This is a genomic window from Spirosoma aerophilum (assembly GCF_054782495.1).
In genome coordinates this window covers 261,823-283,376 of record NZ_BAAGSJ010000036.1, presented here as the reverse complement: position 1 = coordinate 283,376, position 21,554 = coordinate 261,823, and the positions used below count along the sequence as shown (strand labels likewise).

Annotated in this window: 17 protein-coding genes; 13 read left to right on the top strand and 4 right to left on the bottom strand. The window is 50.6% G+C overall.

All coding sequences use genetic code 11. From position 1 onward, the window contains the following. Window positions 1-17: 17 nt before the first annotated feature. Window positions 18-2,537, bottom strand: a complete 2,520-nt coding sequence (locus ACYVK4_RS29030) for a sigma 54-interacting transcriptional regulator (protein WP_461131085.1) — start codon at window positions 2,535-2,537, stop codon at window positions 18-20. A gap of 251 nt (window positions 2,538-2,788) precedes the next feature. Here ACYVK4_RS29030 and ACYVK4_RS29025 point away from each other — a divergent pair, with 251 nt between their 5' ends. From ACYVK4_RS29025 to nspC, 4 genes are all read left to right on the top strand, one after another. Continuing rightward, a complete protein-coding gene (locus ACYVK4_RS29025) occupies window positions 2,789-3,673 on the top strand; it encodes a helix-turn-helix domain-containing protein (protein WP_461131084.1) in 885 nt (294 codons plus the stop codon). Window positions 3,674-3,766: 93 nt separating this feature from the next. Then, window positions 3,767-4,213, top strand: a complete 447-nt coding sequence (locus ACYVK4_RS29020) for an energy transducer TonB (RefSeq protein ID WP_461131083.1) — start codon at window positions 3,767-3,769, stop codon at window positions 4,211-4,213. A 37-nt stretch (window positions 4,214-4,250) separates the two neighbouring features. Further along, entirely contained in the window at window positions 4,251-4,682 is a 432-nt protein-coding gene (locus ACYVK4_RS29015; protein ID WP_461131082.1) for an energy transducer TonB, read from the top strand. Between the two features lie 118 nt (window positions 4,683-4,800). Next, the gene (gene nspC, locus ACYVK4_RS29010) at window positions 4,801-5,961 is read left to right on the top strand and encodes a carboxynorspermidine decarboxylase (protein WP_461131081.1); all 1,161 of its coding nucleotides are present in this window, start codon (window positions 4,801-4,803) and stop codon (window positions 5,959-5,961) included. 147 nt (window positions 5,962-6,108) lie between these two features. On the opposite strand, the gene ACYVK4_RS29005 is transcribed toward nspC, so the two are convergent. Both ACYVK4_RS29005 and ACYVK4_RS29000 read right to left on the bottom strand, forming a co-directional pair. Next, a complete protein-coding gene (locus ACYVK4_RS29005) occupies window positions 6,109-7,089 on the bottom strand; it encodes a UDP-glucuronic acid decarboxylase family protein (RefSeq protein ID WP_461131080.1) in 981 nt (326 codons plus the stop codon). 98 nt (window positions 7,090-7,187) lie between these two features. Further along, entirely contained in the window at window positions 7,188-8,519 is a 1,332-nt protein-coding gene (locus tag ACYVK4_RS29000; RefSeq protein WP_461131079.1) for a UDP-glucose dehydrogenase family protein, read from the bottom strand. A gap of 375 nt (window positions 8,520-8,894) precedes the next feature. Between ACYVK4_RS29000 and ACYVK4_RS28995 the strand changes: the two genes are divergently transcribed. Then, a complete protein-coding gene (locus tag ACYVK4_RS28995) occupies window positions 8,895-10,034 on the top strand; it encodes an acyl-CoA dehydrogenase family protein (RefSeq protein WP_461131218.1) in 1,140 nt (379 codons plus the stop codon). Window positions 10,035-10,140: 106 nt separating this feature from the next. On the opposite strand, the gene ACYVK4_RS28990 is transcribed toward ACYVK4_RS28995, so the two are convergent. After that, a complete protein-coding gene (locus ACYVK4_RS28990; RefSeq protein ID WP_461131078.1) occupies window positions 10,141-11,961 on the bottom strand; it encodes a tetratricopeptide repeat protein in 1,821 nt (606 codons plus the stop codon). Between the two features lie 871 nt (window positions 11,962-12,832). Here ACYVK4_RS28990 and ACYVK4_RS28985 point away from each other — a divergent pair. The 8 genes from ACYVK4_RS28985 to ACYVK4_RS28950 all read left to right on the top strand — a co-directional run bounded on the left by ACYVK4_RS28985 (window position 12,833) and on the right by ACYVK4_RS28950 (window position 21,494). Beyond that, complete coding sequence (locus ACYVK4_RS28985; protein WP_461131077.1) at window positions 12,833-13,624, top strand: LytR/AlgR family response regulator transcription factor; 792 nt, start codon at window positions 12,833-12,835, stop codon at window positions 13,622-13,624. A 1,088-nt stretch (window positions 13,625-14,712) separates the two neighbouring features. After that, complete coding sequence (locus ACYVK4_RS28980) at window positions 14,713-15,540, top strand: type 1 glutamine amidotransferase domain-containing protein (protein ID WP_461131076.1); 828 nt, start codon at window positions 14,713-14,715, stop codon at window positions 15,538-15,540. Then, window positions 15,530-17,233: a thiamine pyrophosphate-binding protein gene (locus ACYVK4_RS28975; protein WP_461131075.1), complete on the top strand. Its 1,704-nt coding sequence runs from the start codon at window positions 15,530-15,532 to the stop codon at window positions 17,231-17,233. The genes ACYVK4_RS28980 and ACYVK4_RS28975 overlap by 11 nt, the downstream gene beginning before the upstream one ends. Window positions 17,234-17,347: 114 nt before the next feature. Beyond that, a complete protein-coding gene (locus tag ACYVK4_RS28970; protein ID WP_461131074.1) occupies window positions 17,348-18,865 on the top strand; it encodes a GMC family oxidoreductase in 1,518 nt (505 codons plus the stop codon). A 30-nt stretch (window positions 18,866-18,895) separates the two neighbouring features. Beyond that, window positions 18,896-19,771 (top strand): ester cyclase, encoded by an 876-nt coding sequence (locus tag ACYVK4_RS28965; protein WP_461131073.1) that lies wholly within the window; start codon window positions 18,896-18,898, stop codon window positions 19,769-19,771. Between the two features lie 30 nt (window positions 19,772-19,801). After that, a complete protein-coding gene (locus tag ACYVK4_RS28960) occupies window positions 19,802-20,215 on the top strand; it encodes an ester cyclase (RefSeq protein ID WP_461131072.1) in 414 nt (137 codons plus the stop codon). A 25-nt stretch (window positions 20,216-20,240) separates the two neighbouring features. Continuing rightward, entirely contained in the window at window positions 20,241-21,053 is an 813-nt protein-coding gene (locus ACYVK4_RS28955; RefSeq protein ID WP_461131071.1) for a nuclear transport factor 2 family protein, read from the top strand. A gap of 33 nt (window positions 21,054-21,086) precedes the next feature. After that, window positions 21,087-21,494 carry a hypothetical protein gene (locus tag ACYVK4_RS28950; protein WP_461131070.1) on the top strand — a complete coding sequence of 136 codons (408 nt, stop codon included), beginning with the start codon at window positions 21,087-21,089 and terminating at the stop codon, window positions 21,492-21,494. Window positions 21,495-21,554: the final 60 nt, after the last annotated feature.

Here is a 21,554-nt window from a genome sequence, read left to right as displayed (position 1 = left end):
GTGGATCCACGGCTAATCTACCGAATAGTGATACTTAATTTCTTCATGCGGGCCTCCAGCGTTGTGGGCTTGAGGTTAAGCAACTCAGCGGCCCCGCCATTCCCCCGGATGCGGTTGCCCGACTTTTCCAGAGCCGCGAGAATGGCCTGCCGCATGGTATCGTCGATGGGCCTTACGTCGTCTGCCCCCTGGCTGACGACCGGCGACGTGAAACGGGGGGCCAGCAGGGGCTCGGCCAGTTCGAGGGTGCTGGACCGGGAGAGAATAGCGGCCCGTTCGAGCACATGCTCCAGCTCCCGAATGTTGCCCGGCCACGCATACCAGCGCAACTGCTGCAGCGATTCGTTCGTGATGTTGGTAATGGGTTTGCCCAGTTTTTTGCTGATTTTTTGCAGGAAGTACATCGCCAGCGGCAAAATATCCTCCTGCCGCTCACGAAGGGGCGGCATCACAATCGGGAACACGTTGAGCCGGTAGTATAAGTCGGAGCGAAACCGACCGGCGACCACTTCCTGCTGCAGGTTCCGGTTGGTAGCGGCAATGATGCGGGTGTTAATGACGATCGTTCCTGTGCCCCCGATCCGCTCAATCTCTTTCTCCTGAATGGCCCGCAGAATTTTGGCCTGTAGTTCAAGAGGTAACTCGCCGATCTCGTCCAGAAAAAGGGTACCGCCGTTTGCCAGTTCAAACTTACCAATTCGCTTTTCGGTAGCGCCCGTAAAGCTGCCGCGTTCATGCCCGAACAACTCCGACTCGATAAGCTGGGCCGGTAAAGCCGCGCAGTTGACCTTGATGATGGCGCGCTGACTACGCGCCGACAAATTATGGACCGCCCGGGCAATCAACTCCTTACCGGTACCCGTTTCGCCCATGACCAGCACCGTGTAGTCTGTGGGTGCGACCTGGCCAATGCTTTTGAATACCGTTTGCAGCGCCGGACTACTCCCGATTATTTCTTCAAAGTTATGGTTGGTTTTAATCTCCTCCGTCAGGTAGGTTTTCTCCTGTTCCAGATGTTCACTCAGTACTTTGATCCGGTCGAAAGCGGCCAGATTCTCCAGGGCCAGCGCCATTTGGACGCTTATGTCCTCCAGCGCGCACAAGTCCCTGTGCGTAAAGGCATACGCAGAGCGGCTGGCCAGAATCAGGGCGGCAATGGGTTGCCCCTTGCTGAAAATCGGCACGTGTATCGACGACTTCAAACCAAGTACTTCGCCATACAGTTTGGTCACAACGGTGCGGTGGTGACTCTCCCTAAACTGTTGCCCCACATTCAGCGCAGGCTCAGCCAGCCAGGACTCCATATCGGCCAGTCCCTGTTTCCAGTCGGGGCGATCCCGAACCGAAACAGGGACAACGTCAGCTTCGAGTAAGGGCACAAACTGGCCTCCCTGCTTTTGCAGCGTGATATCGATAACGGCCGACTCCAGAAGTCGGCTAACCCGGTAGATAGCCAGCAAGTCAAACGGCATCAGCTCATTGATAGCCATAGCTACCTGCGGTAAGATCTCCGTACTGTCTTTCCCGTTCTGAAATGCGTTGACGATGGCTAATTCCGTTGCTTTGACCTGTCGGCGGGCATCGATCTCCTCGTAGGCCATCAGGTTGTCCAGTGCCAGCGCAATCTGAGGAGCAATCAGACTAACGGCCTGATAGTCGGCCTGTGTGAATCCCTCGGCATCGGTGCTGGACAGGATGATGGTGGTATACGAGTTTCGTTTCAGTTGAACGGGAAAAAGCACCAGCGACCGAACGCCGAAATTGTCCCGGCAGGAGCGGGCGGTAACGTACGTTTCGCAGAGCCGATCGAACGCATCCCCCTTAAACACACCCTGCTCCTCCCCCAGCCTGTCCGGGGCTTCCCGATCGAGTTTTTCGATCAGCCCTTCGTTGGGTTCTGCGCGGAGCAGCATGGACAAATTAACCCGTTCGAACTCATTGGAGGCCGTTTTGGCCAGCATCAGCCAGTAGAAAGACGCTTCGTCGGGCAGACCAATGCGGAGGTTGAAAAAGGAAAACGAAACGAGTTTATTGATCTGGGCAGCAATCGCCAGGCAAAGCTGGTCGCGGTCCTGAATGCTGACGATGGCATTATTCACCGAAATCTGGACCGCCTGCTGCTGCCGGAGTTTGGCTTCTTCGCTATGGGCATGGCGGTAACGGGCTATTTCGAGGGTAGTGAGGACATCTCTTTCGCGAAAAGGCTTGTTCAGAAAGCCAAACGGCTGCGTTACTTTGGCGGCTTCCAGCACGCCATCGTTCAGATTGGCGGAGAGAAAAACAAAAGGGATATTCTGTTCCCGGAGCCAGTAAGCCAGATCGATACCCGTTTGTTCGCCATCCAGGAAGATGTCCAGCAACACAATATCCGGTTTTCGCTCCGCCACAATGGCCTTTGCTTCCGGTACGGAAACGGCCAGTCCGGTAACCTGATAACCGGCCTTCAGCAGTATCCGCCGAAGGTCGTTGGCAATCAGAAACTCATCTTCGACAACGAGTAATTCAGGCAGCGGAATCAACTCATTAATCAGTTCCATAGTCAGTCATACCGTTGATGAATGGCAAAGGTACAACGGATTCCCAACTCCATAGATTAACTCCAATATTTTGGAGCCTCTATTATATTGGAGGTAAACACCTGCATCAAAGGAAAAGTCAACTATCTACCTGTGAATCACTTATCTATTTTGTCGCGACTAAAAAGTGGTTACCTGAAAGTTGGCATCTGATTGGTAGGGTAAAGAGTGAATCAGCACTCAACACGTATAAAATCCCAAGTCGAAACGTCATGAAACGCTCTATGTTACAGGAACTCCTGGTAGTACAGCAGTTCGAAACGAATCAGTGGCCGTTTGCGGTTCAGACGCATACTCATTTTGAACTCATCATCGTTCGCGCGGGGAATGGCACCCATGTCGTCAACGGTAATCGATTTAGGTATCAGGCGGGGGATGTCTTTTTTCTGGGGCCACAGGATACACATCATTTTGTTGTTGAGCGGGAAACCAGTTTTTACTGTCTTTCCTTCAGCGATCTCTATCTGGCCAGTTTACCCGTAACCTCTCACATGCCCTGGCAACGCATCGGCGCGTACACACAACAATCGAATCAGCGGATTGCCGGTAGCCTCATCACCAACCAGACGGAACAACAAACGATGACGGCTCTGGTGGAGATCCTACTGGCAGAGCAATCAGCGCGGCATCAGCTGTTTTCGAACCCTATTGTCGAGTCGCTGATGCGTACTATTCTGGGTTTGCTGGATCGTCACCTCTCGCAGCAAGTGCTTCGGCCAGTCACACCACAGGCATCTGCATCGTCGCTTATCCAGCAGATAGCGGCCTATGTGTGTCGTCATATTACGGAGCCGGACTGTTTGCGAATGGAAAAAATGGCCGATGTGTTCAATTACTCACAAAGCCACCTCAGTGCGCTGTTTAAACAGCAGGTGGGCGAATCCATTCAGCAGTACATAATCCGGTACAAGCTTCAGCTGGTTGAAACGCGGCTCAGCCTGAGCACGATGAGTATCTCGCAAATTGCCGAAGAACTTGGGTTTACCGATGTGTGCCACCTCAATAAACTCTTCAAACGATATTACCAGCGAACACCAACAGACTATCGGCGGACGCTGGCCTCAACGTACCCGGCATCGGCTACCTGCACGGCCTGAACGTCCATTCAGGCCACTATTGACTCCTTTTTTGACTGACTATGGAAAACACAGAGAATTTGCATCTACCCGTTGGTTATACCGACGAAGTTTATGCCTAATTCTTTCCAAGTTTCGCTCTCTATTGTCAAATACACGCTGCTCATCGGGTTATACGTACTGACGACTACCGGCTACGCCCAAACAACAGCGAAGATGGACACCACCGTTTTTACGATTGTCGAACGCCAGCCCCAGTTTCCCGGTGGCATGGACTCGTTACGCGCTTTTATAACGACGAACCGGCGCTATCCGGCAGAAGCCCAAAAAGCGGGTACGAAAGGCAGGGTTTTCGTGTCGTTCATTGTCGAAAGGGATGGCACCTTCACCGCCATCACCGTTTTCAGAGGGCTTGGGGATGGGTGCGATGAAGAAGCAGTATGCCTTGTTCGGGCCATGCCTCGCTGGGCACCCGGCAGCCAGGACGGGCGACTGTTACGCGTAAAATACACACTGCCCATAGCTTTTGGTGTGCCTGAGCAAGCGCGAAAGATAAAATAGTTTCATACTTTTATGTGATTCATCTATGCAAGAATAAATGACTAGTCGTCAACTAAAAGCGGCCTGTATTCTAAGCCTCTTACTCTCCTTTTTTCTCAGCACGGGCTATGCACAATTATCAACAGACAGAATTGACGTGGAATTAGATCCAGCCCCGGTTCCAGACCAAGCAATCCCACCTGAGTTTCCGGGAGGAACCAGTGCCATGGAAACGTATTTGAAAAAGCATGTTCGCTACCCCGCATCGGCGGCTCAGGCCAATGTTAAAGGCTTTGTACTGGTATCTTTTCGGGTTGACACGCTGGGGAATCTAACAGCGATCAGGGTTTCAAAAAGCATTGGTTACGGTTGTGAGGAGGAGGCACTACGCGTTGTGACACAAATGCCGCGCTGGAAGCCAAGCTATCAGTCAGGCAAAGCCGTACCGGCGAATTATGGCCTTCCGGTTCGTTTTCCACCAAGTAGATAATGCCAAAGAAGCCACGTACATGTCTTTGCCAGAACGCTGTGGTTAAAATCTTTGCCTTCCTGAAAACCACTAATGCCGTAGAGTTGGGGAGCGCTTTGAAAGGCTGTACCTTTGTGGCATGAATACGACTTTGCTACAACATCTCGACAGTAACGAAGAACCGACAATTCCGTCGCCCTGTTTTGTCCTTGAGGAAGCCAAACTTCGCCGAAACCTCGAACTCATCGACTCGGTACAGAAGGCCGCCGGTGTAACGATCATTCTGGCCCTGAAAGGCTTTTCGATGTACTCGGCTTTTCCACTGGTGCGCGAATACCTCAGCGGAGCCACCGCCAGTTCACTCAACGAAATCAAGCTTGTGAACGAGTACATGGGCGTACAGGCACATAGCTATATACCCGCTTATCAGGATGCTACCTTCGATGAAGTCGTCAGCCGCAGCAGTCACCTGACGTTTAATACGTGGAGCCAGTGGGAGCGCTTCAAAGACCGGGTAGCCGGAAAGTCCGTTTCCTGCGGCATTCGTGTTAATCCGCAGTATTCGGAAGTGGCTACGGATATGTATAATCCCTGCGTACCGGGTTCCCGGCTCGGCGCCACCCGCGATCAACTCCCCGACGAACTTCCCGAGGGTCTGGAGGGCATTCACTTTCACACCCTGTGCGAGAATGACTCGTTCACGCTCGAACGCACGCTGGAAGCCCTCGAAAGCCGGTTCGACAGGTTGCTGCACCAGGCCAAGTGGGTCAATTTCGGTGGAGGGCACTTGATGACACGAGAGGGGTATGATACTAATCACCTGATTGGCTTACTAACGGCTTTCCGGCAGAAATACAATGTCGACATTATTCTGGAACCGGGTTCGGCCATTGGTTGGCAAACGGGGGTGCTGGTATCCACGGTACTCGATGTATTCAACAGCCAGGGCATCGACGTGGCTATTCTGGATACGTCCTTTGCGGCCCACATGCCCGACACGCTGGAAATGCCCTATAAGCCGCGCATCATTCATTCGTACCATGAGCCCGTTGCGGGCAAACCAACCTATCGGCTTGGGGGTATGACCTGCCTGGCCGGCGATTTCATGGGCGATTACTCCTTCGATAAACCGCTCGCGGTAGGTGATAAAGTCGTGTTCGACGATATGATTCACTACACCATGGTAAAAACGACCACCTTCAATGGGGTAAACCTACCGGCTATTGGTGTCTGGAAAGAAGATGAATCGTTTCAGGTCATTAAAACGTTTGGCTACGAGAGTTTTAAAGATCGGTTGTAATACCGGGTCTACGCGACCCGGTATTACAACAAAAAACCTGCACATGATATCATGTGCAGGTTTTTATTAGACAGCTAAAGGTAACCACCTAAGGCAGTTACAGTAAAGTAAATCTACAACGGTTTTCCGACAAGGAAATCGTTTTGTCTACTTTTTTGAGAATTCGCGGTGATAAGCCGCGGTATACAATTCTTCCTCCGGCAGGCTCTTAAAGTATTCATACGTGATGCGGAGTCCCTCCTCACGGGATACTTTCGGCTCCCAGTCGAGAATTGCTTTTGCCTTCGTGATATCCGGCTGACGCTGTTTTGGGTCATCGACCGGCAAATCTTTCAGCACCAGCTTCTGCGACGTTCCGGTTAGCTTGATAATCTCTTCGCCGAACTCTTTAATTGTAATTTCGGATGGGTTGCCAATGTTGACCGGATAAGCGTAATCGCTGAGCAACAGGCGATAGATACCTTCTACCAGATCATCGACATAGCAGAACGAACGCGTCTGGCTGCCATCGCCAAAAACCGTCAGGTCTTCGCCACGCAACGCCTGGCCAATGAAAGCGGGCAATACCCGTCCGTCGTTCAGGCGCATGCGGGGGCCATAGGTATTGAAGATCCGAACGATTCGGGTTTCCAGACCGTGGTAGGTATGGTACGCCATAGTAATCGCTTCCTGGAATCGTTTGGCCTCGTCATACACACCACGCGGTCCAACCGGGTTCACATTACCCCAATACTCTTCGGGCTGCGGGTGAACACTGGGGTCGCCGTAGATCTCCGAAGTGGAGGCAATCAGCACCCGTGCGCCTTTTACCCGGGCCAAACCCAGGCAATTGTGAATACCCAGCGATCCTACTTTGAGGGTCTGAATCGGAATTTTCAGGTAGTCGATCGGGCTGGCGGGTGAGGCAAAATGCAGAATATAGTCCAGTTCGCCCGGAACATGGATGTATTTAGAAACATCGTGGTGATAGAACTCAAAGTTGGGCAGGTGGAACAAATGCTCAATATTGCGGATGTCGCCCGTTATGAGGTTATCCATCGCCATGACGTGATACCCTTCTTTAATAAATCGATCGCACAGGTGCGACCCTAAAAATCCGGCTCCACCCGTAATCAGTACACGTTTCATATATTGCTTGGAATAGAATTATACACAAATACACAGAGAACACAGAAGCAATGTTCTGTGCAAATCTCTGTGTATTTTGTCTTTATGCGTGCAAAAACTTATACTTTCTGTTCAACAGGAGCCAGGATAGCTTCGCGGCCAACGCTGTAATAGGTGTAATTTACCTCCCGCATCTGGTCGAGTTCGTATACATTACGACCGTCGAAGATGACCCGGTTCTTCAGCAACAGATTCATTTTGTCAAAATCCGGTGTGCGGAACAGCGGCCATTCGGTTATAATAACCAGGGCATCGGCATCGTCCAGAGCCGCATACTGCGTGTGTGCATACGTCACCGAGTTACCAATGATACTGCGCACGTTTTCCATGGCTTCAGGATCATATACCGTCACTTTGGCGCCAGCGTCAAGAAGTGCCTGGATGTTATCGAGGGCGGGTGCCTCCCGGATATCGTCGGTATAGGGTTTGAACGCCAGACCCCAAACGGCAATCGTTTTACCCGTCAGATCGCCACCAAAGTGACTCAGGATCTGTGGCATGAGCTTGGTCTTCTGCTCATAGTTCACTTCCATAACCGACTTCAGCACTTTAAAATCGTAGTTGAAGTCTTTAGCGGTTTTCGCTAATGCCTGCACATCTTTCGGGAAGCAGCTACCACCATAACCAATACCGGCAAACAGGAAACGCTTACCGATCCGGCTATCCGTACCGATACCCCGACGAATGTCATCGACGTTGGCACCAGCGCGTTCGCACAGGTTGGCGATTTCGTTCATGAACGTAATTTTCGTGGCGAGGAACGCATTGGCTGCGTACTTGGTCATTTCGGCCGACCGTTCGTCCATGAAGATAACGGGGTTGCCCTGACGCACCAGCGGAGCGTACAGCTTGGTCATCACGGCCTTGGCCCGCTCTGATTTCGTACCGATAACTACACGATCGGGCTTCATGAAATCTTCAACAGCTACCCCTTCCCGTAGGAATTCGGGGTTCGATACCACATCGAAGTCGACGGTTGCATTGTCGGCAATGTGGGCGTGTACTTTTTCGGCTGTTCCAACAGGTACCGTACTCTTATCAACGATAACCGCGTACTGGCTCAGAATCGGGCCCAGATCGCTGGCCACTTTGAGGATATATTTCAAATCGGCCGAACCATCTTCACCCGGAGGGGTTGGCAGAGCCAGAAAAATTACTTCAGCGCCTTTGATGCCTTCTTCGAGGTCGGTTGTAAATGACAAACGGCCTTCTTCAACATTACGATGAAATAAGGTTTCGAGCCCTGGTTCGTAAATGGGCACGATGCCATTATTAAGCTTTTCAACTTTCCGTACGTCAATATCAACACAGGTAACCTGGTTTCCTGTTTCGGCAAAGCAGGTTCCCGTAACAAGTCCTACATATCCGGTTCCAACAACTGCTATTTTCATATTTATCTAATAATAAAATTTATAATAAGTTATACAGATTCACTCAAGGATCAATTACACAAAGATCGTTTATACAAAAATAGGAGTTTTTCAATAGGGACCCATACTTACACGACAATAGTGACTTACCGGTCAGAGCATCCGGGAAGGCAAAATCCTTCATATATTATCATAAAGCCCTATCTTGTCAAAGTGACACTTATACATTTCGGTATCTTATTAGTTTCAAATATAATATTTTCATTAACATAAAACTTACCTAACGGATTTTTTTTATAAAAATGACAAAGAAATAGCGACCACAAATAAGTGTTGAATTTCTCTGGTGATCCTGTTAAATTACTCTCCGGTCACCCTATGAAGTGGCCTCACTTTATGACAAACGAAATTGTAGAAAACCAAGAATTAATTGCCCAATCAGTTCGTAGTCTGGCCGAACAGCTTATCCGGCCGAATATTCGCAAATGGGATGATAGTCAGCAGTTTCCGGCTGAACTGTTTCATCACCTGGGGGAACAGGGTCTGATGGGTATGCTTGTGCCTGTAGAATACGGCGGATCGGGGCTGGGATATCATGAATATGTGGCGGCTATCGTTGAGCTTTCGCGGGTCGACGGGTCCATTGGCTTATCCATGGCGGCCCACAACTCCCTGTGTACCAACCACATTTTTTTATTTGGGGACGAAGATCAGAAGCAAACCTACCTGCCGCGTCTGGCATCCGGAGAGTGGCTGGGGGCGTGGGGCCTTACCGAACCCAATACTGGTTCTGACGCCGGCAACATGCGGACCACCGCCGTTCGCGATGGTGCAGAATGGGTCTTGACCGGTGCCAAAAACTTTATTACCCATGGCAAAAGCGGGGATGTAGCCGTTGTAATTGCCCGAACCGGTGAACCGAATACGCCCCATAACGCTACCGCTTTTATTGTTGAGCGGGGTACACCCGGTTTTTCGGGTGGTCGAAAAGAAGATAAGCTGGGGATGCGAGCCTCGGAGACAGCTGAAATGCTGTTCGACAACTGCCGGATTCCTGACAGCCAGCGACTGGGAGCCGTAGGTGATGGCTTTGTTCAGTCACTGAAAGTGTTAGATGGCGGACGTATTTCGATTGCAGCGCTTAGTCTTGGCATTGCTTACGGGGCCTACGATGCTGCCCTGGCCTATGCCAAAGAGCGCGAACAGTTTGGCCAACCCATTGCCACGTTTCAGGGTATAAGCTTTAAACTGGCCGACATGGCGACCGATATTGAAGCGGCTAAACTCTTGACATACCAGGCTGCTGCGTTAAAAGATGCGGGCAAATCGGTAACGAAGGAGTCAGCCATGGCGAAGTTGTTTGCGTCGGAAACGGCCGTACGAGTGGCCAATGAAGCGGTTCAGATTTTCGGCGGCTACGGCTACACAAAAGACTTCCCGGTCGAAAAATTCTACCGGGATGCCAAGCTGTGCACCATTGGCGAGGGGACGAGCGAGATCCAGAAACTGGTTATTTCAAGGCAAATTCTTAAATAGTATGCGTTGTGACAAGTTGATCCGCTAACCCGTTGCTCTTCGTATCCCGGCAATCCAGGCAGTTTGTATCCACCTTGCCAAATCATTCCCAAAACCGGTTGCAGTGTTATCGACCCTGCAACCGGTTTTGGGAATTTTGCGGAATGTATAACCTAAACAGAGTACCCTGCTGCTTTGTCAGGGTAAACTGTCCATCCAGTTGTTCGACCAGTAAAGCAATCAATTTTTTTCCAAACGACTTCCGGCACTCCTTGCTTTGCCAATCGGTGATGTCAACGCCAGGACCATTATCCTGTACCTCCAGAACAATACCCGGTTGCGCCAAACTACTTGCCTTGTACAGGGCAATGCGCAGCATGGGCGTATCGCATTCGTTGTAGGCATATTTGAACGAGTTGGTCAGCAGTTCATTAACAATTAAACCCAGGGGAATAGCAATGTCTACATCCAGGTCCACCAGGTCTATTTTTAGTTGGAGATCAACGTTCGATACCTGATAGCCGTAGGCCTGGAGCAAGCTTTCGGCTAAATCGGTAACGTATTCCCGCATGTTGACCTTTGTTGTCTGATTGCCCTGATACAAGCGCTGATGAATGAGGGACATGGCGTCGACCCGTTGCTGGCTAACCCGGATTTCCTGAATCATATCACTGTCCTCCAGATAATTGGCTTGCAGAAAAAGCAGACTCGATACAATGGCCAGATTATTTTTGGATCTGTGGTGTAATTCTCTCATCATAAGCGCCATTTGATCGGATTGCTGCTGAATTTTCTCCCGGCTCCGGGATACCCGTTTGTAGAAGACATACAAAGCGACCAGTAAGCTAATTAATATGAGCATCACAACGACACTGATCCACAACTGCCAGGTTTTCCGGGCATTCATCTCGTCCAGTTGCTGAATACGCTCCTCCTTTGCTTTCGTTTGATAACGAGTTTCCAGCTCGGCTACCTGCTGACTTTTAATGAGGTTGAAAACACTGTCGTGACTAGCCACTTGCTGTTTATAGAAAACAAGGGCACTCCTAAAATCTCCCCGCTGCTCAGCGATCTGACTCTGCTGGCTATTGATTTCTTCCAGAAGGGCATGTTTGTCGGTACCGGTCTTTTCAATCCAGGCTCGTGCCCGACGGCAGTAAGCTTCGGCCTCCTCCAGTTTTCCCTGGGGAATAAGGACGTTTGGTAAACTCACAAAAACGTAGCCAGCCATGTATTCACTGGTATCTTTATGCCGTTCAGCAAACGATAACACCTGCCGCAGTAGCTGCTCTGCGCGTTTATACTGCCCCATTTCCCTGTAGAGCAGGCCAATCGTATACAAAGCACCATAGTAGGCAGGCCAGTCGTGTTTTACTTTATAATAATCCAGGACTTTCTGTCGGTAGTCCAGTGCTATCTGATACTGTTTACGGCTTGCTTCGTAAGTAGCGAGTTGCTGGTAGCAATCCATCAATAGGTCAACATAATGGCTTCTTTCGGCCAGCTGCTTACATTGATTTATATAGTATAGTGCCAGTTTATCCTGACGCAGACGGCCATACGCAAAACCGATAAGACTCAGTGTTCGGGCAAGCTGCTTTTGGTTGTTGTCCTGTCGAAATGCTTTCAAGGCTTTTTGATACCAGCCAATCGCCTGGACGTAATCGCCGGCCGACTCGTACCAGTAGCCCATACCTCTACTCCCCAACCCAAGTGCCGTTTGGTCTCCTCCTTTCTGTGCTACGGCTAACGCCTGTTGATAGGCCCGCTTTGCCAGCTTAAACTGCCCGGCCTCAACTAATGAATCACCCGTTTCGCTTAGGGTCCACGTCTTAACCGAGTCAGGTGCATGTATCAATGATTTGGCAATCAGGTCGACCTGGGCAATAGAGACACCAGGCAAAAAAACAATTGACAGGTATAAGACAAAGACATATTTTTTTTTCATGAAAAAATTCAGGGTTTCTGGATAAGGTAACACCCAGAGGTGGGCATCACCTATGACTACTGCATTGCCATACGCGTGGTTGGCCGACTCCTCTCCAGGTTAGCTAGCTTTTGCTGGCAAAAGGCGTAAGGGTCATAAAATTCACCAGCAGATGTCTTCTTTCGGTCGAGGTCAACATGCCCATGCCGGTTAAATCGACCCAAGTCAAACGCTATTATCGACAGCCAATTTTAACAAATGTGGTCAACTGATCTATATCCAATCACTCGGGTGCTTAATACATCTTATTCTCGACCTGTAAAGGATTAAATTTCACTCGTTTGGTGCTGACAGTATACCCTCCATATCCCGCTGCATTCGTAAGCTTCATTTTTTTAAAACTATGCAAAACTAGTAACCTAAAAACTACCAATTAATACTTATAACAATTTCAACTTAAACTATAAAGACTTACATAAACATCAGATCGATATATAAATATGTATTTGATTGATTTCTACCGCTTACTCAATAATAAAGGCAACAGACTATATGCATCATAGAGAACATCCTAATTTTAGTAAATTCGTGACGTTTTAAACTCAGCACAGCTATTTATTCAATTGAGGTATTAAGTAGCCTGTCTTTTTTAAAAAAATCTCAGCAATTAATTGCCAAAAAGGGAGCCTGTCACGGCATGACACCATTGACTAACCGTTGTTGTCAGTAGCTCGTTCAAGGTTCGAGTCATGTTGAGCGCTGTGTGAAAACCGCTCTGGATTATTTCTATTAATAGTCATAATTAAATAGTCATAGGTTTATTGAGCGCCCGAAGCAATGGGGTCGCCACTGAGCCTGTTTCAGTAAGAATCTATTTACCGATTTAATTTTTATGACAGCGAGTCCGCCCAGACCACCATCCGTCCTGATTATTGAGGATGAAATGGTGTTAGCTCTTGAGCTTTGTGTGCGTCTAGAAGCAGAAGGCTATCATATAGCGGGGACGGCTTCTACCGGTCGGCAAGCGTTAGCCTTGTATAAACAACAGGCTGCAGATGTCATTCTTTGTGATATTAATTTGAGGGGCGACTGGAATGGTATCGAAACGGCGCACCACCTGATTGCCCAAAATCCAGTTCCTATCATTTACGTGTCTGGCCTGATCGATCATACAACCCTCGAAAAAGCGAAGTTAACCAAACCCGCGGCTTACCTGACCAAACCTGTCACTACAGATAACCTCCGGATTGCTATCGAAATCGCACTCAGCAACTTTGCGTATTTAACCGCCAACAGTACACCCAAGCTAGCTCCTGCTGAACCGATGTCGCTTCCAATAGCCGCCCGTGAGGGGGAAACGATCCTGCAGGTGGGCGATTACATATTCATCAAACAGAATTATCAGTTTGTCCGAGTTCATCAGCATGAAGTGCTTTACATTGAAGCGGAAGACAAATACACCACGGTTGTGACGCCCAGCCGCAAGTTTGTCCTGCGCGTATCACTAGCCGTTTTACTGCAACGCCTTTCAGATATGAAACTGGTTCGTGTTCATCGTTCGTTTGCCGTTAACTTAGCCCACGTAGAATCTTTTAGTGACTATGAGGTGCAGGTTCCCGGGCAAACCGTTCCGCTAGGCCGGGTTTATAAAGAAGAGTTCTTACACAACTTTCGCTTTCGATAACGGTTCACATCCAAAAGTTTGCGGTTCATTGTCTAATGTTGGCAGTTCACAACAAATTATCCAGTAGCTCAATAGAAATGAGTTAGTTTTGAAACCATAAACACCTATTCCCTTTTTTAACGCCATGAACTATTCTTTATCAATCACCCCTTCCAGTTGACCCTTACACTCGGAAGAGCCGGATCAGCCAACCACTTTGCCTGGCTTCCCTCAACGGGATTAATCAGGTTCTGCGCCTGACCACCGCTCTACCAGCTTTTCATGTTCCTGCCACCGACTCGTGCCAATCCCGGAAAGTGACCTGACTACCGGGTGACCGATCAAGCCGGCTGCTGTTTTGAAAAGCAGTTATTGCGGGTAAATTGGGCCTATTAATCGCTGCGCTGATACCTACATCCCGACATACGTATATAGATAACCGTTATTTTATGTAACTGCACCTGTTTTTTTCAGCGTTTCAAATTGAACAAGCACGGATAACTCTCTGCCTGTCAATGCGTAACCTTAAGATACAAATCTGCTTTAGCCGGTTTGTACACATAAACTGCCCGAACACGGCGGCAAGTGTTGCGAAATGGCCATGTATGCTGCTAACGGTCGTCAAACAAGGTAGCAGCCCTAGCTTAACGATCGAAAAAAGCCTGGAGGGCGACGCCTGTTTACTGATACAGCTGTAGCTGATCGCCAGACCTTGCCTTCCACAACCAGTATATATTATCAGCCTATAATCGTAACATAATGTTATCATTTAGAACACATTACCTCAATAGCAATCAATTTAGAATCGATTCACGCCCAAAAAATCGTCGTTGGCTCCATCCTGTCTGTTGTTCACGGCAAATAGTGGGCTATATAAAAACGAACTATTAGGTTTGACACACAGCTTTTCATTGAACCCTACTCCTCTTTATGAACCTAGTATACACATCTGCACTGACCCGGTCGTACTGGCATAGACGACGGTTTTTATTTCCCTGCTGACGGTTTTTCCAGTCACGTTTTCTATCATGCTCACCTCCTTTCAGGGCGTTGAGCGTGAGCCTGTTGCCTTTTATTTCCTCCTTACATACAATAACTCTCTTCGTCTTATGTCTAAAAAGATTCTGGCTATCCTATCAGAGTACGGTTACTGGGGTATCGAACTTGTTGGTCCCTTGTCCAAACTGGAAGCAGCCGGTTACGAGGTTGAATTCATGACGCCTACGGGTAAGAAAGCAGAAGCGTTGCCACCCAGCTACGACACTACGTACGTTGATCCCCCATTAGGCATGTGCGTAACAACGCCGGAGGCCGCCGACATGGTCAAGGCGTTTGAAGCATCTAACCGCCTTGACGTGCGACAGAACATGTCGGAGGTAGTACCCAGACGTCCTTATTTCTCAACGCCCAACTTCCTGCGGGCATTTGAAGCCTACTTCAGCGACCTGAAGGTAGCTCAGGAAAACCTTACTTCTGAGTATGCCGGGCTGTTGCTGGTGGGTGGTAGCGGACCCATCATCGACATGGTGAATAACCAGCGGGTTCACGACATTATTCTGGGATTCTACAAAAAAGACATGCCCATTGGTGCCATTTGCTACGGGGTAGCACCCCTGATTTATGCCCGTGATTTTAACGAGCGCAAATCCATCATTAAAGGCAAACACGTTACAGGTCACTGTATCGAGTATGATTATCAGGATGGTACGGGCTTTTTGCATACCGACCTTAACATGGGACCACCGCCGTATGTTCTCGAATATGCCCTCACCGATGCCGTTGGACCAGAAGGCCAGTATCATGGTAATTTCGGCAAAGAAACCTCCGTTATTGTCGATTACCCATTTATCACGGCCCGGTCGCTCCAGTGCTCCTTCGAGTTTGGTGATCAGTTCGTTAACGTCCTTGATAACGGCTTGAAGCGGTATGGCTGGTAAAACCGGAAATCAGAAAATTATCGAGCAATTTCTGGCCGACGGCATGGACCACATGTTCGGTAATCCCGGAACGGTAGAACAGGGTTTCCTGGATGCCGTTGCGGATTACCCCGACATGAAATACATCCTGACGCTTCAAGAAAGTGTGGCGGTAATGATGGCCGATGGCTACGCCCGAACAACCCAGAAACCAACCCTGGTGCAGCTCCACAGCTCACCCGGTATTGGGAATGCGGTTGGGGCATTGTATCAGGCGAAGCGCGGCCATGCCCCCCTGGTGGTCATCGGAGCCGATGCGGGGTTGCAGTACATGAACATGGACGCCCAGATGGCCAACGATCTGGTCGCGATGATGGCGCCGGTAACCAAGTTCTCCACGCTGGTACTATCACCAAAGTCACTGCTGCGAACCATCCGCCGGGCCGTTAAGATTGCCTCTACCCCACCCATGGGGCCGGTTTATGTCTGTTTACCCATGGATGTTCTGGATGCGATCAACGACGAACCGGTTGTACCAACCAGCCTGCCATCGACCCGTGTTGTTCCTTCACCCGACCAGATCGACGAAGCAGCCCGGCTATTGCTCGCGGCCGAAACGCCGGTCATCTTTGCGGGCGACGGTGTAGCTTATTCAGGTGCCAATCAAGAGCTGGCGCAGGTGGCCGAATTGCTTGGTGCTGAGATATATGGCGTTGATTTCGGTGATGTATTTATCGACAACACGCACCCGTTGTATAAGGGTACAACCGGGCATATGTTTGGTGAGTTCAGCCATCCCATTACCAGCAAGGGCGACACCAACCTGATTGTTGGCACGTACATGGTACCCGAGGTTTTTCCCCGTCTGGAAGATATTTATCAGCCAGGGGCAAAAGTCATCCATTTCGACCTGAACGCCTACGAAATAGCCAAGAATCACCATGTTGATCTGGGCGTAGTCAGCGACCCGAAACTGTCGCTGCAGGCATTGGCAAAGGCTATAGAAAGTCAGCAGACCAAATCGCAGAAGGCCGCAGCCAGCAGCCGTTTACAGGCTGCCCGCGAGGCAAAGCAGGCCGCCAAAACAGCCGCAGCACCCGCTCCTGAAGCAGCCGAAGGCAAACCGCTGAAAATGGGTCAGTTTGCGGAAGTACTGGCGCAGAAAGTACCTCAGGATGTGGTCATCTTCGATGAAGCGCTAACCAATTCTCCAGCGGTACAGCAGGCCATTCCGCCCCGTTTACCCGGTTCGTATTTTACCACACGGGGCGGTTCGCTGGGGGTTGGATTTCCAGGAGCCATTGGCGTTAAACTGGCCCATCCGGACAAGACGGTGATCGGCTTCTCGGGCGATGGCGGCAGTATGTACACGATACAGGCTCTATGGTCAGCCGTACGGCATAAAACCGGAGCCAAGTTTGTGGTCTGCAACAACGGTTCCTACAAACTGCTACAGCTCAATATCGACGTCTACTGGCAGGAACGGAGCATTGAAAGCCGGGAACACCCGCTCTCCTTCGACCTTTCCTATCCAGCCATTCGGTTCGATCTGTTGGCTCAGTCGATGGGCGTAGAAGCTGTGCGCGTGGAACGGGAGGACGAAATTGCTCCGGCTATTGAGCGAATGCTGGCCGACGACAAACCGTTTCTGATCGATCTGGTCCTGGAGGGCAACCACCATAGCGACTGGGTACAAACCAATTGCTCGCAATAATGCATTGGGGTTACTGACTCTAGCTGATTTACTGACTATATGCTGGCAAATGAACGACGAACCCGTTGTTCTGCGTCAACCGCTTTCCTATCCTTTTTCTTTTTAACCATACCCATGAAATCTCATTGTCACTATGCCATCATTGGAGCGGGGGCGTCGGGAAGCGTTATTGCCAATCGGCTCAGCGCCGACCCGTCGCGGCAGGTTGTCCTTCTCGAAGCCGGGGAGTGGGACCAGAGCCCTAATGTGGTGAATCCGGGTGGCTTTGTGCAGCTGTGGGGCAGTGCCCTCGACTGGGCCCTCCCAACAACGGCACAAACGGGACTGGCCAACCGCGAATTGACCATCAACCAGGGTAAAGTAGTTGGCGGCAGTACATCCATTAATGCCATGATGTATGTACGCGGCAACCCGGCCAATTTCGACCAGTGGAAAGCGCTGGGTGCCGACGGCTGGGGGTACGACGATGTGCTTCCCTACTTTAAAAAGTCCGAGAATTTTGAAGGTGGGCCATCCGAATACCACGGTACCAGCGGTGAAGTATCCGTTCGGGATTGTCCGGACGATGTGATGCGCTCACCTGAATTTCTGAACGGTGCCGTTGAACTCGGCTACGATGGACCACATTGGGACTACAATGGCGGTCGGCAGGAAAACGGAGCCGGGCTGTTACAATTCCACATCACTCCCGATGGGCAGCGGGCCAGCGGTGCCACCGCTTTTCTGCAGCCGATACAGGATCGCCCCAATCTCACCCTTATTACCGGTGCCCAGGTAAACCGTATTCTGATTCAGGACGGTCGGGCTGTTGGCGTTGAGTATCAGCAAAATGGCGAAACCCATCAGCTGTTGGTGGAGAACGAAGTGATCCTGAGTGCCGGTGCTCTCAATTCGCCCAAACTATTACTCCTGTCGGGTATTGGCCCGAGTGAGCAGTTAAACGAATTGGGCATTCCGGTCCAGGCTAATCTGCCCGGCGTCGGTGAAAACCTACAGGATCACGTGCAGTTGCCCGTTATTTTCCGGGCCAAAAGCGAACGTCCGCAAACAACCTTGCTCACCGGCAATGTCCTGTTTGTTAAAACCACCGACGACGCCGTTGCTCCCGACCTGCAACTGAATTTCACGCCCAGCATTCCGGCCCCTTTAGCGCCATTTTTACCCGATTTTGGCGGCAATGTCTGCATTTTCCTACCCATTCTGGTGCAGCCCAAAAGTGTGGGTACGGTTAAATTAAGGTCGGCCGATCCCCTCGACAAACCGGTTATCAACCCAAATTACCTGAGTGATGCTGCCGACGTAGCGGTATTCAGAAAAGCGATCGACCTGATTCGGAAGATCAGCGAAACCGCGGCCTTTGCCTCCCTCAATGGTGGCGAGTTGGCACCGGGACCCGGCGACCCGGAAGGGTTTATCCGCAGCCAGGGCTCAACCCTCTGGCACCCGGCCGGCACCTGCAAAATAGGCAAAGACAGCATGGCGGTCGTTGACCCATCCCTGCGCGTTCATGGCGTATCCGGCCTTCGGGTGGCGGATGCTTCGGTGATGCCTACCGTTACGAGCGGCAATACCGTAGCTGCTTGCTTTATGATTGGTGAGAAAGCTGCCGATCTGATTTTGGCTGACGCTTAAAAAACTCTTCACTACTAAAAACTCCTTCCCATGTCACAAGGTAACGCAAACAAAGCCCTTTCCCGGCGCTATTTTCACGAAATAATGAATCAGGCCAACAAGGATACGGCCTTTGAAATTCTCTCCTCTGACTTTGTCTTTACCCTGCCAACCCACCCCGAGCCTTTCCATGGCCCCGAAGGGTTCATTGGCCTTGTGCAAATGCTGCACGATGCGTTCCCCGACTTTTATATCGACCCCCAGGATATGGTAGCCGATGGCGACTGGGTAGCCACGCGCTGGCTGGGTGGCGGTACGCACACGGGCGGCCCCCTGCTCACGGTGAAAGGGAATGTGGAAGCAACGGGCAACTTTTTCCAGATCGACGGCATGACCTGGCACACCATTAAAGACGGCAAGATTGTCGAGTCGATTGGTCACGAAGATACCCTCGGCCTGATGCTTCAGCTGGGTGTACTCCCTGCCCAGGAAGGTGCCCCCGCCCCCACCACCCCCGCTGAAAACGAAGCGCTGGTGGCCCGCTATTTCGGCGACATCATGAGCGAGGGAAAGCTGGAAGTGATTGAAGAGATTCTGGACCCGCTGTTCGCCTTCATCATTCCTACTCAGCCCGAGCCCATCAGTGGCTACGAAGCGTTCCGGGGCTTTGTCATGTACCTCCGCAACGCCTTCCCCGACATCAAATTTACCGTTCTCCGCCAGATGGCCGAAGGGAACAAAGTGGCCAGCCGCTGGCAAATTGAAGGAACCCACCAGGGCGAATTCCTGGGTGCCCCAGCCACCGGTAATCACATCAAAGATTTCGGTATCGACATTTTCACCATCCGGCATGGCAAGATCGTCTCGGTACATGTCAACGAGAATGATTTCGGGCTGATGCAGCAGCTGGGCGTTATTCCGGCCTGATGAATACCAACACTAACTCACGTACCTCATATGGATGTTAACGCAAACAAAGAAGTTGTAAAGCGGTACTGGCTGGAGTTCTGGAACGAAAAGAAAGGGGAAATACTGGAAGAAATTACCTCTCCCGACCTTCAGTTGCATTTTCCCCCTGGCCAGGCCCATCAGCCGCCTTCGTTAAAGCATTGGTTTGAAACGGCTCAATCGGCCTTTCCGGATGTGCACTTTACCATGCACGACCTGATTGCAGAGGGCGACAAAGTCGTGTGCCGATGGTCGTATGTGGCCACAAATACGGGCGGCTTTCTGGGTCATCCGGCCACAAACCTGAAAGTGACCGACCAGGGCATCAATATGTTTCGCATTGAAGATGGCAAAATAGCTGATCTCTGGATGTCGGGCGACAGCCTGGGCCTGTTGCATCAACTCGGCGTCATTCCATCCTAGCTCAACCCAACCCGGAAAACTCCCCATGCAACCCACTACCCCATCTGTTGACACCAACGAATCGGAAGCCATGACGCTACAGGCCACCCAGCTTGCTTTTCTGCAGCGGGGTGATATCGACGGCATGGTGAAGGCTTGTTATACCGACGATGCCCGCATGCATGGCTTTACGTTTCGGGCGCAGGGGCACGCGGCTATTCAGGCATTGGTTGAGCTATACCTCCGACGATTGAGTACGCTGGGCGAGCGGACAATGGATAAGTTCGTGACGGGCCGGCAGTTCATCTGGATGGAAATGACCATTCAGAACCCAAACGGCGATCCGGTTAAGGTGTATGAGGTGAAGTTTTTGCGATCGGGGAAGATCTACCTTCAGCTATATGGCCTCCGGCAGGGGACCGTCTGGCAACCCGGCGATTTCAGCGACTTTACACCACCTGATAGTGCCAATGCGAGGCTATTCCATAAACGCTACCTCGACTTTCATGTTCGGGGTGATGCCGATGCGCTGGCCGACGACTTCTTTACGGAAGATATACAGCTGCTCACGGCTGGCGTGAATATGACCGGCCGGGAGCCGGTCCGCCATATGTTTAAGGACCTGTTTGCGAAAGAGGCCGAATTTACGCCACTCTCTGTCGAGAATATCACAAGCGATTCGGACTATGTATGGTTTGAAGCCACCGTTACCAGTTCGCTGGGGAAACGACGCGTTTACGACATTATGCTGGTTCGTGATGGAAAAGTTCAACTGCAGTTGGTGGGTCAGCTTATGGGCACTTTACCGACCGAAGCCGCTTTTGGCAGCGGAACAACCCAATACGAATCACACGATTAACAGCCACGAAGCCACTTTTATCCTGACGCCTGTATGAATTGTTCTGTACTGATTATTCTGCTAATGACCTCTATCACAACCTATGCCTATACTGGCGTCGTGGAAGATAGTACCGGCGTAGCATCGAATCGGCCGGTCAGAACTCATGCCCATTACGACGGCATTGTTTCCATGTCTACTAATGGGAAATACGGTTTTTTCTGTCTGGGAGGGCCATCAGTAGGCCTTAGTCAGGGACACTGGCGGGTAGCTATCAACCTGTATCCCTCGCTCCGGATCGGTCGGCCCGAAGGTAGCCTGGCCCCGCAGATTACACCGACGCTGGGAGCCGGATTTTATCTGGCCTACAAGCGGGCGATTCTGCTTGTGCCCTTCCATTATATCACCGAAGATCGCGCCTGGACAACGGCCGTTGGATTGGGGTGGCGGGTAACCAAATGACAAAAGCATTCATCTTTTTTTAATCAATCCATCTAACAACCCTTTAACAACACACAAATT

Excerpts from the sequence above, each read along its gene's own strand:
- ACYVK4_RS28975 (WP_461131075.1), top strand. The coding sequence starts at position 15,530 with ATGGCTGGTAAAACCGGAAATCAGAAAATTATCGAGCAATTTCTGGCC.
- ACYVK4_RS28990 (WP_461131078.1), bottom strand. The coding sequence starts at position 11,961 with ATGAAAAAAAAATATGTCTTTGTCTTATACCTGTCAATTGTTTTTTTG.
- nspC (WP_461131081.1), top strand. The coding sequence starts at position 4,801 with ATGAATACGACTTTGCTACAACATCTCGACAGTAACGAAGAACCGACA.
- ACYVK4_RS28950 (WP_461131070.1), top strand. The coding sequence starts at position 21,087 with ATGAATTGTTCTGTACTGATTATTCTGCTAATGACCTCTATCACAACC.
- ACYVK4_RS28980 (WP_461131076.1), top strand. The coding sequence starts at position 14,713 with ATGTCTAAAAAGATTCTGGCTATCCTATCAGAGTACGGTTACTGGGGT.
- ACYVK4_RS28985 (WP_461131077.1), top strand. The coding sequence starts at position 12,833 with ATGACAGCGAGTCCGCCCAGACCACCATCCGTCCTGATTATTGAGGAT.
- ACYVK4_RS29000 (WP_461131079.1), bottom strand. The coding sequence starts at position 8,519 with ATGAAAATAGCAGTTGTTGGAACCGGATATGTAGGACTTGTTACGGGA.
- ACYVK4_RS29005 (WP_461131080.1), bottom strand. The coding sequence starts at position 7,089 with ATGAAACGTGTACTGATTACGGGTGGAGCCGGATTTTTAGGGTCGCAC.
- ACYVK4_RS29025 (WP_461131084.1), top strand. The coding sequence starts at position 2,789 with ATGAAACGCTCTATGTTACAGGAACTCCTGGTAGTACAGCAGTTCGAA.
- ACYVK4_RS28960 (WP_461131072.1), top strand. The coding sequence starts at position 19,802 with ATGGATGTTAACGCAAACAAAGAAGTTGTAAAGCGGTACTGGCTGGAG.
- ACYVK4_RS29020 (WP_461131083.1), top strand. The coding sequence starts at position 3,767 with ATGCCTAATTCTTTCCAAGTTTCGCTCTCTATTGTCAAATACACGCTG.
- ACYVK4_RS29015 (WP_461131082.1), top strand. The coding sequence starts at position 4,251 with ATGACTAGTCGTCAACTAAAAGCGGCCTGTATTCTAAGCCTCTTACTC.
- ACYVK4_RS29030 (WP_461131085.1), bottom strand. The coding sequence starts at position 2,537 with ATGGAACTGATTAATGAGTTGATTCCGCTGCCTGAATTACTCGTTGTC.
- ACYVK4_RS28965 (WP_461131073.1), top strand. The coding sequence starts at position 18,896 with ATGTCACAAGGTAACGCAAACAAAGCCCTTTCCCGGCGCTATTTTCAC.
- ACYVK4_RS28995 (WP_461131218.1), top strand. The coding sequence starts at position 8,895 with ATGACAAACGAAATTGTAGAAAACCAAGAATTAATTGCCCAATCAGTT.
- ACYVK4_RS28970 (WP_461131074.1), top strand. The coding sequence starts at position 17,348 with ATGAAATCTCATTGTCACTATGCCATCATTGGAGCGGGGGCGTCGGGA.
- ACYVK4_RS28955 (WP_461131071.1), top strand. The coding sequence starts at position 20,241 with ATGCAACCCACTACCCCATCTGTTGACACCAACGAATCGGAAGCCATG.